This is a genomic window from Pseudomonas sp. FeS53a, assembly GCF_000931385.1.
Lineage (GTDB): Bacteria > Pseudomonadota > Gammaproteobacteria > Pseudomonadales > Pseudomonadaceae > Metapseudomonas > Metapseudomonas otitidis.
This window is the reverse complement of the sequence record NZ_JYFT01000011.1, coordinates 158686-170808: the sequence shown is the minus strand read 5'-3', so window position 1 is coordinate 170808 and position 12123 is coordinate 158686. Positions and strand designations below refer to the sequence as shown.

The 12123-nt window shown below is 52.9% G+C and carries 11 protein-coding genes; 1 reads left to right on the top strand and 10 read right to left on the bottom strand.

The genetic code is table 11. The annotated features are described in order from the left end of the window. Positions 1–47: 47 nt before the first annotated feature. Together SZ55_RS28595 and SZ55_RS04390 are read right to left on the bottom strand one after the other, a co-directional pair. Positions 48–2495, bottom strand: coding sequence for a hypothetical protein (locus SZ55_RS28595; protein ID WP_044401947.1), 2448 nt, complete (start codon positions 2493–2495; stop codon positions 48–50). Next, positions 2492–2959 (bottom strand): hypothetical protein, encoded by a 468-nt coding sequence (locus tag SZ55_RS04390; protein ID WP_044401944.1) that lies wholly within the window; start codon positions 2957–2959, stop codon positions 2492–2494. Before SZ55_RS04390 ends, SZ55_RS28595 begins: the two co-directional genes overlap by 4 nt. Before the next feature lie 406 nt (positions 2960–3365). Here SZ55_RS04390 and SZ55_RS04385 point away from each other — a divergent pair, with 406 nt between their 5' ends. After that, positions 3366–3941 carry a hypothetical protein gene (locus tag SZ55_RS04385; RefSeq protein WP_044401941.1) on the top strand — a complete coding sequence of 192 codons (576 nt, stop codon included), beginning with the start codon at positions 3366–3368 and terminating at the stop codon, positions 3939–3941. A gap of 85 nt (positions 3942–4026) precedes the next feature. Here the strand turns inward: SZ55_RS04385 and SZ55_RS04380 are convergent, their stop codons facing one another. The 8 genes from SZ55_RS04380 to SZ55_RS27275 form a co-directional block, all read right to left on the bottom strand. Then, entirely contained in the window at positions 4027–4629 is a 603-nt protein-coding gene (locus SZ55_RS04380; RefSeq protein WP_023083689.1) for a DUF6088 family protein, read from the bottom strand. 2 nt (positions 4630–4631) lie between these two features. After that, positions 4632–4895 carry a BPSL0761 family protein gene (locus SZ55_RS27285; RefSeq protein ID WP_021702831.1) on the bottom strand — a complete coding sequence of 88 codons (264 nt, stop codon included), beginning with the start codon at positions 4893–4895 and terminating at the stop codon, positions 4632–4634. 540 nt (positions 4896–5435) lie between these two features. Further along, the gene (locus tag SZ55_RS04370; RefSeq protein ID WP_223717863.1) at positions 5436–6596 is read right to left on the bottom strand and encodes an McrC family protein; all 1161 of its coding nucleotides are present in this window, start codon (positions 6594–6596) and stop codon (positions 5436–5438) included. A gap of 147 nt (positions 6597–6743) precedes the next feature. Continuing rightward, the gene (locus SZ55_RS04365; RefSeq protein WP_236692388.1) at positions 6744–7910 is read right to left on the bottom strand and encodes an AAA family ATPase; all 1167 of its coding nucleotides are present in this window, start codon (positions 7908–7910) and stop codon (positions 6744–6746) included. Further along, entirely contained in the window at positions 7882–8514 is a 633-nt protein-coding gene (locus SZ55_RS04360) for a hypothetical protein (protein ID WP_023083685.1), read from the bottom strand. The genes SZ55_RS04365 and SZ55_RS04360 overlap by 29 nt, the downstream gene beginning before the upstream one ends. Beyond that, positions 8471–10696, bottom strand: a complete 2226-nt coding sequence (locus tag SZ55_RS04355) for an Eco57I restriction-modification methylase domain-containing protein (RefSeq protein ID WP_023083684.1) — start codon at positions 10694–10696, stop codon at positions 8471–8473. The genes SZ55_RS04360 and SZ55_RS04355 overlap by 44 nt, the downstream gene beginning before the upstream one ends. Further along, complete coding sequence (locus SZ55_RS27280; protein ID WP_023083683.1) at positions 10693–11787, bottom strand: DNA adenine methylase; 1095 nt, start codon at positions 11785–11787, stop codon at positions 10693–10695. Before SZ55_RS27280 ends, SZ55_RS04355 begins: the two co-directional genes overlap by 4 nt. After that, entirely contained in the window at positions 11784–11972 is a 189-nt protein-coding gene (locus tag SZ55_RS27275; RefSeq protein ID WP_023083682.1) for a hypothetical protein, read from the bottom strand. Before SZ55_RS27275 ends, SZ55_RS27280 begins: the two co-directional genes overlap by 4 nt. Positions 11973–12123 lie beyond the last annotated feature (151 nt).

Sequence of the window (12123 nt, the reverse complement as noted above, 5' to 3'; positions counted from 1 at the left end):
AGCCGACCAGATAACACTGCCCTGTTGATCGCTTAGACGGGGCAGATTCATTCTGTCACCCACTGGCTGCTTATGGCCGACCAGCCAAGCTCCCTGAGTAGTGGGGTAATCCACTCATCTAGAACCTTGGCGTATACCGCAGGGCAGAACGTCGAATAGGCGTCCTGAGGCTCCTCACCCCTGAGCCAGTGCCCCATGAACGCAGCCAGCGCTTCTGAAGGACAGCCCCGCTCCGTGAGTTCCGTGCGGATGAATTTCCGGTGGGCATTGACCCGATGCGTGGTGTAACCAGATACCAGCCCCATCTGGTCGTAGATATTGCCCGGGGTAATCTCAGCGCGGCGCACTCCAGCCTGGCTAATCTGCAGGAAAAATCCCCGCGACCACTGATGATCCTCCTCATCCTGTGGCAGATAACCAATCAATTGTCGGCTGATAGAAGCGCAATGCGCGAAGTAGCTTGTTATTTGCCGCCTCAACATCGGCGGCATACAAATCAGCCGACTCATATGACGATCGCCAGAATCCTTGTCTGACAGCGCGCCCATGCCCAACACAGAATCAAATTCGTCGATGAGCATCAAAGGGTCGCGGACCGCCCTACAGGAAGTGACCAACATGAACATCTGCACTGTCCATAGGGTGAAACAGTTGTGCCAAGCGACCATCTCGCTGAGACGCCCGTTCGCTTTCCTCCTCAAGACCCTGGCCATTGCACTGACATTGCTCGCAATGGTTGCAGGCAGCAGGCAATGAGTTGCTCCCAACCCACCCTGTTGGTCTGAATCTAGGTCGACATATTCATATGCGAGACCAGCGCAGGCATAAACCTGCGTCAGCACTCGTACCAGTGAGGTGGTATAAATTTTGCTGAGGTGATTGGCATCGAGCTGAAGGTAATAGCGCGGGGTTTGCGCCGAGGGGATTTCAACGCCAGACAGCATGGATGCTGCTGCTACGTCCTGAGTATCAGCGACTATCTGGTGGAACAAATAACTGCGCAATTTGGTTCGCGTATAGCGTCGATCCCCCCCACCCAATTCCTGCAGCAGTGCCCTGATCTCCGCGTCCAGCTGCTCAGCTTGATAAGTGAATACCTGGTTGTCTGAGTGAGGGAATGCCCTGATCAGTTGCTTTACCAACTGGGCACTACCAGATAGATCGGGCAATATAACTCGCAGTAACGATAGTCGGACACCAGAAGAGGCCTGCCAACGATCGTCGCCAGCCAAATCTGGGCGCTTAACTACCATACTGAACTGCGCCGAATCCCCTAAGATCAATGCCAGACCATCCGCGTCATCTGTCTCATCATCAACGACGGATAACTGGACGACCTGCGTCATCGACTGACCCAGCCATAGGCTGATATGCAGAGCAACAATTGTCTCCATTCGGAGCTGGATTCGAGCTGAGTCTTTTGTGCAGGACAGTTCTTGCAGACACGAATGGAATAGGTCGCTGGCGCCAAACAATAAATTCCGCAACTCCATCAGCGTGAGCTGATTATATGAAAATGGCAGGAACTGTCGGCTGCGGACAATATGCGCCTCGACATTTTGTTGACCTAGCAGATCGGCAACATATGGCCGTTCACAGCCATCATCATCCAAAACCCAAATCTCGGTTGCTGGACTCATTTCTCCGGGCGCCAGATCCTCCCCAGCAGTATCAGCATGCCCAACGATGACGTCGTAATGACCTGGTAGCTGGTCAGGATCATCGGGATCCCCCAGCACAAATCCGCGAGTATCCTCACTGATGTAGTGGTTCAGCTCAGGTAAGCTCTGCTTTTTACGCTTGCCTCTATGACCGCCTCCGCCGCCACCCACGCGTGGCAACTCGCCGTTGCAGTAACGAACAAATCTGGCGATAGCAGCAAAACTATCGGCATTCGCTGATTTTGACTTACTAGGTAAAAAATCTCTGCAGCTCGCGACGAACTCCTCAGTGGTTCCCCGAATATTTAGTTCGGAAGAGATTGAGACGATTTGCAGTTTGCACAGATGGCCGATGGCCTTGTAAACATCATAACGCTGGTCTAGCAAGCGATTAGTAGCGGTTTTCTGAGATGCAACGAGCAACTGTGCAAGCAGTCGCTCATAGTTCTGTTTGTTTTCGTGGTCTCTGAATATGTGCAGGAACGTGGCGTATGGAAATCCGAATGTTTTTACGCCTTTATGTAGAACAGGATTGTTCGCCGACCCTTTATTCCCTAGCCAAAATTGCCCGCCTAGACGTTCTCGGATATTTGGTTTACGGGCCAGGGAGACGATCCATCCGCATGCCTCACGCCACACGAGCACATCAGAATTCTCAAAACCAATCGGCATGCCAACATTACATGCGCGGAGAACTCGTAGAAGCTGATCAATGGCGCGTGGCAGGTCAATGAGCTCAGGATGAGCGCCTAGCAGATTGAGGATTTCGCCAATAATTCGAGGTGACTGCCCCTGCTCCGAGGCGAGGAGCAGCAGAGCCGAGTGCTTACTCATTTTTCGCCCTCCCGCCCCTTGAGCGGTTTTACTCCGACCAGCCGAGATAGGTGGGCGTGACTGCGATAGTCGTGAGGCCACTGCTCTGCTGCAGATCCTATATGCGTATATAAATCACGTACCTGTTGTGGCGTAATCTGAGCCAGGGCAGGCGCAACTAGGCGCTCAATCAGAACGAGCTGGTAGGCACAATCCTTGATTCGCCCCCCCGTCCATTCAATGCACTGCACCGGTGTCTCTGGATCCATATATGTTTTTAGCCATCGATACAGCGTCGTCTGGCCGATACAGAGCGCATCCGGTCTACTGATGACCAACGGGTAGAGCATATTGATGCGCACGGCCATAGCCCTGGGGATTAGAGCCTCATCTGGAACCCCTACAGGAGCTAGATCCAGATCGCGCTCAATACGAGAAAATTCGGGATGCACTCCTTGGATGTCGCGTATTTTGATCGTCAACATGACGCCTCTCTCTAGTGACATGACTACTAGACAATGCGAGGCGCGAGTCCCCCATTAAGGGGAGTGAATCGGACTGCGACGTAACTTTTTGCTCGCTATATGGCGTGGTGACTGACCTCTCTGCCAACGACCGCTTTTGCTAATTCCGCGCATGCGCGGAAAATCGCCGAGCACACTGCAGCTATGCCATCAAGGAAAGCACTCAAATTTCCGCGCATGCGCGGATTTAGCTAGTAAATGGTCTTCGCTGAACCCGTAATCAGAAGGGCGCCGTACACGCCCAAGAAATGGGGCGATATCAAATACCGACCGCATCAACCTGAAAATCAGGGGTAGTCCGACCGCACTCTGAATACGAGGTCAGGCAAAAACTGTCTGGCTACATCTCGTTTTTAGGAGCACGCATATGGGTGATTGGAAGGCATGCATCGGAAAGATGAGCGACCGCGAAGTAGCACGGCGCTTTGGTCTTGGAGCGAGTAGTGTCAGGCGTTACCGCCACTCAATCGGCATTCCAGAGTTTCACCCAAGAGACATCGAGCTGCCGACTGAATTGATTGCGCAACTCGCTACAAGAACGAACTATCAACTGGCACAAGAATTCGGAGTTTCGATCAAGCGCATCAAGCGAAAGCGAGGTGAGCTGAGAATTCAGGAACCCAAGACTGTCCGCGAACGCTTCAAACCCCTTGAGGACATCTGGACCAATGAAGCCATTGCCATGCTCGGGCAGATGCCGGATACCGAGGTCGCTGATCGTCTGGATATCAGCAACTTTCCAGTCAAAAAGAAACGTCACGAGCTTGGAATACAGGCATACAAACGTCTGGTACCAGAAATAACACCTGAAATTGCATCTGCTTTTGGTGTCGTTTCCGACGCCGAGCTTGCACGCCAGCTGGGTGTATCAGTGAATTACATCCGCAAAGCGCGGATCAAGGCGAGCCAGCGAGAAAACGCAGACTCGCTTCAAAGCAGATAAGACGGGCAGTCTAATCAGATGGCTGACTGCCAAATACCCGATCAGTCAAGCTTTAAGATCGCGTACGGAGGGCTATGGACAAGGCTCATTCAGCTAGCGCCACGCGCATCCATTTGGGCATATCGCAGTCCCACAAGGTGGCCAGTTCTCCGGGGTTGAGTGCTGCTTTAATCGCATCGATGCACTCCTGAGTAGCGCCATCTCTACCGAGATAGTAGAGGGCACTGATAGCTACCCCAACCCTGGTTCCTGCGCACTGCATGACCATCGGAGCAGCATGCACGAGCCTGATTTCCGCCTTCCCGACAAAAAGTGATCGGCTGGGGCCGCTCGTGTAATAGATCGGAATGATCGGCACCTGTGTGCTCAGCCCGAATTGCCTCACTGCATCAGCGCCGTGAACCTGCAGCTTCCAGCGACTCTGCCTGGCAATCAGACTCAACAAGTCCCAAGGCCCAGGACGACGAACACGGCCGGTGTATTGGCTGAATTTCGGCCGCATGTAGATACCACGGTACACGCGCAAAAGCTCACCGCGGCGAACTAGCTGGGCGACTGCCTTGGAGATGGCCGAGCTCGAACCAAGCTCTGCAAGACACCTGATGCTGAAAGGTCTCCCCCTGCGCAGACGCTTAACACGCTGCGTGACGAGTTGAGATACCGACTGTTCAGAATGGGAGCGGGGCATCGCTATTGTGTCGAATCCAGCGAAGAGCAGAGCAATGGCTGGTGGAAGGCGATCACTCGTTGTCGGTATTCGACTTCAAGTGCTTCGTTCACCAGGCATTCCTCAAGGCGTCCCAGCGAGAAAACTTGGGCCGCAGAGGGATAGTGCCTGAGCAGGCTTTTCGCATAGCTGCGGATATCCTGCGGTAATCCCGTATGACGGGATAGCTCACGCAGGAATTCCTCGGTTTTGACAATGGCGCGGGTTCTTTCATAAGGAAGGGTCAATCTCGCTATCTCCTGGCCATAAACGTAAAGTCCCGGGCCGCTGGCTCGCCAGCGCCCGACACCAAGCGCGCAGTTAGGGTGCAATGCCAACCAGTGTTTGCCGAGCAGGAAGCTGCAAAGCCTGCAGTCTTGGGAGATCCCATGCAGACCAATCCGGGTCAGCGTGCACGATCATGGCTGCGCTCCGTCTTGGCCTCCTGCCGTTCCATCCACTTGGCTAGGCCCCATATCGTGGTTCCCAGCGCTAGCAGCAGCCAAAGCAACCATTGCGGAATTTGATATTGGGCGCTCAGCCAGAGGCCTGCACCACCACAAAGCATCACCACGAAAAACCATCTCATCAGCGTGCGTCCCCGATTACTTACGAGACACACGGTAACTCGATGTTCCGCTGCGCTAACGCAGATGCCGCAAATTTCGTCAGATCCTAGATTGGGAAATAAGAATGGGCTGATGTGTATTTTAAATGCAGCCTTATAGAGCCGAGCTAGCGGGTAGGCCGGAGCACCTTGAGCACGCCGAGGACTAATTGAGACACTGTTATGCGAAAGCCGCTGAGACCCATTTTGCGAAGCTCAATGCAAACTCGTTGAGAGCACCAGTCTTTGAGATACATCGGCTCTCAACCTGAACACCTAAGATCTGCACCGACTCAACTTGGATTTTCTCAAAAACCTTGCAAGTGCCCACGGGTTGTGGTTTTTCAGTTGGTAGGGCTGGATAGGCAAGAACCACAAAATTGCACGCGGTGGCCCTAGAAAATGCCAGAGATTCGTAGATATCAGCCTCAGAAATGCGAATCCGCCCGTTCTCTACGTGACCTTTGTACTTAGCGTCCAATAGCATGCGGGGTCTAGCCCCATCAGACTCGATGACATAGTCCGGAAAAACCGACAGCGTGCTTCTTACTCCTGTGTTAACTCTGATCTTGGTGCCCAGCGGGAAGCCCTTTTGTGGCACTACGACGGAACGCCCAAAGCCCAGTCGAAGTGCAATCGCCAACAGATCCTCCCAAATGCGCCAAGTAGCCACCAAGTATCCCGGAGCACTGGCCTTGCCTTCTTTGTAATTCAGGCCCAGTCCATAGAGCACATCGACAGAAAGCTCATGTAAGGGTTTCCATGCTCTATGTCTGGCAGGAATAGATCTCCGACGATTCGCAGGGCCGTTCTGAGGAGATAAGTCCTCAATGAGTCGCACCAACGAACTGACAACCGAAGGATCACTCACCTCAGACAGAAGCTCTTTGGCAGCCGCAACGATATCTGCGTTCCACCCGTTGTTTCGGTCAAATCGAATGAGATCTTGCTCGAAGCCATCGGGAGAAGGAAAGATGAGATCCACAGGGTCAGGATCCCCGTCGATAAAGAAGTCCGCTTCACGCACTCTCCTGTAGCTACGCAACGGCCGACGTTTACGAGCCTCGTACATGACTATGATGGAGCGAGCCACTAAAGTAGAAAGATCGCGCGAAGTTCCCCCTGATGCAGATAGGCTCTCAGAAGCCAACAGTCGGCCGTGCCGCGAGAGTGTAGAGAGAAAAAAGAAATCTTCCCGCCACGCAGCATCGGCGTCATCAAGACCCAAGAACTTGGGTGCAACTTCAAGTTCTAGCGAAGGAGCAAGACGAATGAGACCTGCGAAGTCGACGGCCCTCGCCCCCCTGGCATCAATGCTTATGGGGTTGTAGTTGAGTCGCAAGCTTGACGCAATACGGTTTCCAGCCTCAATCAAAAGATTGTTAGCCTTCGCACGGTCTATTCCAATGGTCGATGAAACCTCTCGACTCAGGTCAACAGGCGCTCCGTACTCAACTAGAGACAACCGTGTTCGAGTGTGCGCCACAAACTACCCCCTGGGATGGGCAAATGCTCTCAGAGTGGTGTAGATATTGCCCTCGGTGAAGTTCGTGGGACCTTCAAGTCGGAATCGCAAGTCATCCGCAAATGTAGTCTCAGTCAGCTTAAACGGATTGAAAGCTGGGCCGTCCAATGCATTAAGAGCAGCAGCAATGCCACGAATGTCCCCGAAGAACACCTCTTCCACGTGGGCGCGCACTTTGGCCCAACCCACGCACAATATACTCAGGACTTCGGGAAGTGAAAGAGTCTGGATATTCATATCCGACAATAGCACGCCATGCCCAATCTGGAATTCGGGACCGCGTCCCAAAGCAATTTGCTCATTGACTGCCACCCAGGCTCTAACCGAAGCCTCTAGGGCATCCATTACGCTTGCAGGCATATCAGGCAGAGCATTTGAATTTGCGGCACCAAGACCATAAAAGGCTCTCAGGATGGCCTCATCAGGTTCAAGCCGAAGAGGCTCCCAGCGGCGCAAGAACGCAACATCCAGAGGTTCCACAGACGCATCCGCCTGGTTCATGGCCGCCAGGATGTATAGATCATGCGGCAAAGCGTAAGGGATGACTTCTCCTGTTGTCGGGTCAAGCAATTCAAAGAACTGCGTTTCCGGCCGCTTATTACCATCAGGAGCCAAACGTTTATCGGATTCAATAGCTACGATAGCGCCACCAAAAACCTGAACAGCCGGGCCTCGGTTGATCTCATCAATGATCAACAATGCAGCACCATTGGGAGACTTGGCATGCTCACTGGCCCGATACAGTGTACCCTTTACAATATTGAAATCTGGTGCTCCTGCCACCTTGTTTACCGCGGGCGTGATACCAGATAAAAAATCACGATATTTGGAGTTCTGGTGGAACACTGTCCGGAAGACCTTGCGATCAGTCTTGGTGGGGGCGGGGATATTTTTTACACTCCCGGCAGCCGGAGGAATGGGAATACGTCCCGATGGGTTGAGTTTTGGCGCTCCACCAACAGGTGATACACCAAGAGCGGCTTCAAATGCTAATGCTACCTCAGCTAAAAGCTTTGACTTACCTGTTCCCGGCGCACCAGAAAGCAAGACATTCCTAGAGCGGGCCAGAAGACTTAGTATATGGTGGCAATCAGCAGAATAACTAGCGGCCATTGCAGTAACTTCCGCCATTTAAGAAGTCAAAAAAGCCAATAACTGCCTGGTCTGCCCTGCGCTGAGCATCAATACATTGCAACATTCGCTGAGCGACCTGAGGATCCCACAACCCCGCAGTGCGCAGAGTTTGCTCTTCTGCGTAATACGGCCAAACTGTATCATCCAACAATTGAATCAACAGCAGAAAAACCCGATTTCCAGCCGTAGGCCTCGGCATTAAATCTGTTGAAAGGCACGGTTGTTCATGCACCCGAGTGATTCTTCCTTCGGTAGGCCTAGCGTCGGTGGGAGGCTCAAAATAGGAAACAGCCCTACGGACATTGCCAGCTTGGTCATACCAATAGAATTGACCAGAGTAGATTGTCGTAGGTACTGACATACCACCTCTGCGGCGATTTTCTACTACCTGATCTGGAAACATTCGCATAACAATCGCTGAAATGCTTGGATAGGAACCAAACCGAAAATCTCGCGCGCCACCTCCAGTGTCTGCGTCATTAGACTCTGCATGAATCTTTCGAAGATCTCCCGCAACAATTTCCTTGTAAAGGATACGAGCAACCTGCCCCATTCCATTAGCCATAAACTTTAACTCCCTCTTTTTCGAGTTCTTCGCCACCTAAGGCAAGCTCCGAGGGTACATAGGCCATGGCTCCCATAGCCTGTGCCTCGGTCGCGCGATGCAGCCAGGTTGTCGTTTTATCCATTGTGCGCTTTGCCATTATCGCTAAAACGGTGTCGCGTGTAATCGTTGACTTGACTTCACTAGGCAGTGCGGCCTGGCCCCGATCCAAAATAGGGAAGTCCTGAAGCACCAGCTCCATGTCCTTCAAATCGAGCCCATACGCTACCGCCACTTCGGCATCAATTTCCCCACGAAGCTGGGCCATGCGTTCATATGTTTCACGGGTAGCCCCAGCGTCATCCAGTATGCGAAGTTCGCGTGCAGCACTCACAAGCTTGTTCCACGGCAATCCCCCCTTAGTGAGCTTGGGCATGGGCACGCTTTGTAGAAGGAAGTAATTCACCGTAGTAGTGAGCACACGCCTGAGCATCCAGTCAAAGACAAAACTGTTGGCAACAGATACCCACGCCAGCAACCTTTCTTCCGAGGGGTCCTCGGGAAAGAGGATCGTGGGTACCTTGTTGCCACAGGCCACTCCGGGTGGAATTAAGGCGGCCATGAGCGAGCGCTCATTGGTCTGACCCGCAATATCACAGAACCCTGCACGCAGCACATCTACACGGTGCCGATTGGCACGGGGCAGGTCTGAAGGGCGAATCCAAAACTGTGGAGAGAGGCGAGAACCTCCGATAGCGTAGGTCTCCCACAGAGCACTGCGTCCTGTGCCAGAAACGTGCCCTTTAACTCCAAAGCGATGGCTCTGCACCATTCGCCCTTCCACTAGAGGCAAAGCACCCGGCGTCGCACGACCAAGGAACTTGGGTCGCTCTTTCGTCATATCGACTTCACGGCAAAATTTCGGAGCCCAGCCACTGCCTGGCTCATTCCAAGATACACCTGCCTTTGCGATTTTCGAGAATAGCTTCCACTCAGCCAAGCTCCGCACTTCAGGCAAGCTCAGGTCTTCGCGAACCGCTGTCAGTGCTGCACGACCAATAGTGGCCATACCTGTTTTTTCCAGGCCTGTCGACGTTCCCCGCTCATGCAGTAAAATGATGGGGTCACGCTTGCTCTTCTCTGAGCCCGCCTTGACCAGAGCCACAGCCAAGAATTTAAAGCGCGTATCTATAGCAAAGAACCGTGCGCGGTTGTCGATTATCGATAGAGATACACTCTGGCTGGCCTCGAAGATCTTCTGGCGCATAGCTTGTGTGCCTTGAGAGCGAATGAGCCCTCCGGGTATCAGCGCCGCCACCACACCCTGTTCTTTGCAGAGTTCAAAGAAGAGATCAGTAAAAGCTATGTAGAGGTCGGGCTCACCCATACCTAAATCAGGATAGCGTGCTAGAAGTCGGCGAGAGTAAGTTGCCACTTCTTCGCGTTGTAAAGCAAAACGCTCTTCATCGAGCCCATGAATTTGGGCCCCGTAATGACGGTACGCTCCAGCGGATTTCAGGAATTCATGCCGAGAAAGCTTAACCTTTTCCCAGGGCGGGTTACCGATCACCGCATCAAAGCCCTCAGGAGCCATAGCTGTCCAGACTTCGCGATCTGCCATCAGGCTATCGCCGCAATACCAGCGGGCACGCATGGCCCTAAGGGCCTCCACATCGTCAGTGAAAGATGCAAGGCTCAGCAGAGCTGCACGTAGCGAGTTGGACGAGAGATCTGCCGCACACACACCATTGGCCAGCCAATGCGCCACCTTAGCTCGATCCATCCCGCATACAGCATGGGTCAGAGCTGCCAGCAAAATTCCCGCACCACTTGCAGGATCGATAACCTTACTTTTATGAGTCAGCTTAGGGGCTGCAAGCTGTGCCAGCCTTGTGGCTAAGCGGAAGTCCGTGTGATATGCCCCCGTACTCTTACGTTCCTGTTCGTGCAGGGCCTCACGCGCCAAAGCACTCAATGCCATTGCAGGGTGGACGGGGGAGCACTCAATCGCGCCTGCAACTGGCGCTGCAAGTTCCAAAAGCTCTGCTGCTGAGTAATTGCTCTGTACCCCGAATGCCTTATGAAAGGCTTCCAAATCAAACCCACCAAAACGTGCAGAGGTAGCCTCCAAGACTTGGAGGCGAAGCTCAAAGCTGGCAGGACCATGGCCAGCGGCTTTGCTAAGGGCGCTTTCTGCTGGGGCTAGGTACTCCGCTTCAACGGGCCGCGGAGCACTCATGCATAGCTCTCCACAAGGAGGGGTTTGTTGAGCTTAGCAACATTCTGCTGAGGTTTGAGAGGCTGGGTCACGGGTCGCTCCACTATCACCAGAAATTCGTTCACATCAGAAGCGGTATTACTGGCCACTTTATTAGGGCGGTAACGTCCGATAGCACCTAGAGGATGCATGGTGGACGTGCCGATCTTCGAGAGTTCGGATTTCATATCCTGCATGCAGATATGTCCTTCACTGCTGTACGAAAGCAGAACCTTTTGAGCACTCAAGCCCTGCACCAAACGTGAGAGCGTTTTAAGGGCACGGGTCTTGTAGCAAAAATCCGAAGCCAGCATCTTCCAAGGCCGTAAACCCGAGACACCTTCGACTTCAGGCTCATCACCGAGAGCCACCGTTTCAAGGATATGGTAGTAGCTAGCATATTGCCTTTTGGTGTACGGCGGATCGAGGTAGACCAAGTCATGTGTGTTATTGGGTACGTCAAACACATCACCTACAGTTGCTTCGACGTGAACGCTATTGGCCTTGAGAGCTCTAGGCCGCATAGTGATTCTTTCTTGAGACTGACTAGTCCACTTGGAGAGGAAGCAGCCAAAAGTTCCGGCAATGTTAGCCACACGATTCAATGCCCCAAAGAGATCGGCAATTAATAATCTCTCTTCAATCTCGTCAATGTCGCCTGCTTCTTTCCACTCCGCAATCAAACCACGCATAGCGTCAATTCGAGCCGCATTTTCTTTGGTGAAGTACCTACGCTCAATTCCGCACGAATCGACCGAAGCAGGGCTATATGTGCGCCAAATGAATCCATGCCGCGGCCTAGCTGCGTTCAGCTTGGCAATGGCATCGGCGTATCCTCCAAGACATTGGAATGCCGCCTGGTCATGGCTAATAAGGCGTGCTCCCGCAGAGATCACTGCTGAGTGCAAGCTATCATTCAGCCGAACGCTCCAACCGAGCTCCGCTGCGGCTTCAGCCACCACACCAGTTCCACAAAAGGCATCCACAAAAAAGGCACCCTCTCTGGGTGGCCCTATGTAGGCTGTAATCTGGTCGATGAGTCTGGATTTAGAACCGATATAGCGAAAGGTCATGCCGCTGCCCCCACATTCTTTTTACGGCCAGTTGCTACTCGCTCCTGACCAGGCATCTGGCTGGCTCCTTGATTCGGCAACACGATACCTTTGCGATCACAGTAGTCACAAAGCAGCACTTCAAGCATGTTCACCATGCTCCGTTGCTCATGCTCCGCGGCCTCCTTCAAAGCCAGCTTGAACATGGGGGAAACCCTTAAATTTAAGGTCTCACTTTTGAGGTCATTGAATCGCATTAGAGGCGCCCCGCATTTGTCTGTGCAATTGCGTTATTGTACAGATATACAGTCTTGATGGGTACAGCCCATTTGGAAGGGAATTTCTAAACCACTCTAT

What these genes read in the sequence shown, in the direction of transcription:
- SZ55_RS28595 (WP_044401947.1), bottom strand. Translation starts at nt 2,495, where the DNA reads ATGAGTAAGCACTCGGCTCTGCTGCTCCTCGCCTCGGAGCAGGGGCAG.
- SZ55_RS04390 (WP_044401944.1), bottom strand. Translation starts at nt 2,959, where the DNA reads ATGTTGACGATCAAAATACGCGACATCCAAGGAGTGCATCCCGAATTT.
- SZ55_RS04385 (WP_044401941.1), top strand. Translation starts at nt 3,366, where the DNA reads ATGGGTGATTGGAAGGCATGCATCGGAAAGATGAGCGACCGCGAAGTA.
- SZ55_RS04380 (WP_023083689.1), bottom strand. Translation starts at nt 4,629, where the DNA reads ATGCCCCGCTCCCATTCTGAACAGTCGGTATCTCAACTCGTCACGCAG.
- SZ55_RS04365 (WP_236692388.1), bottom strand. Translation starts at nt 7,910, where the DNA reads ATGGCGGAAGTTACTGCAATGGCCGCTAGTTATTCTGCTGATTGCCAC.
- SZ55_RS04355 (WP_023083684.1), bottom strand. Translation starts at nt 10,696, where the DNA reads ATGAGTGCTCCGCGGCCCGTTGAAGCGGAGTACCTAGCCCCAGCAGAA.
- SZ55_RS27280 (WP_023083683.1), bottom strand. Translation starts at nt 11,787, where the DNA reads ATGACCTTTCGCTATATCGGTTCTAAATCCAGACTCATCGACCAGATT.
- SZ55_RS27275 (WP_023083682.1), bottom strand. Translation starts at nt 11,972, where the DNA reads ATGTTCAAGCTGGCTTTGAAGGAGGCCGCGGAGCATGAGCAACGGAGC.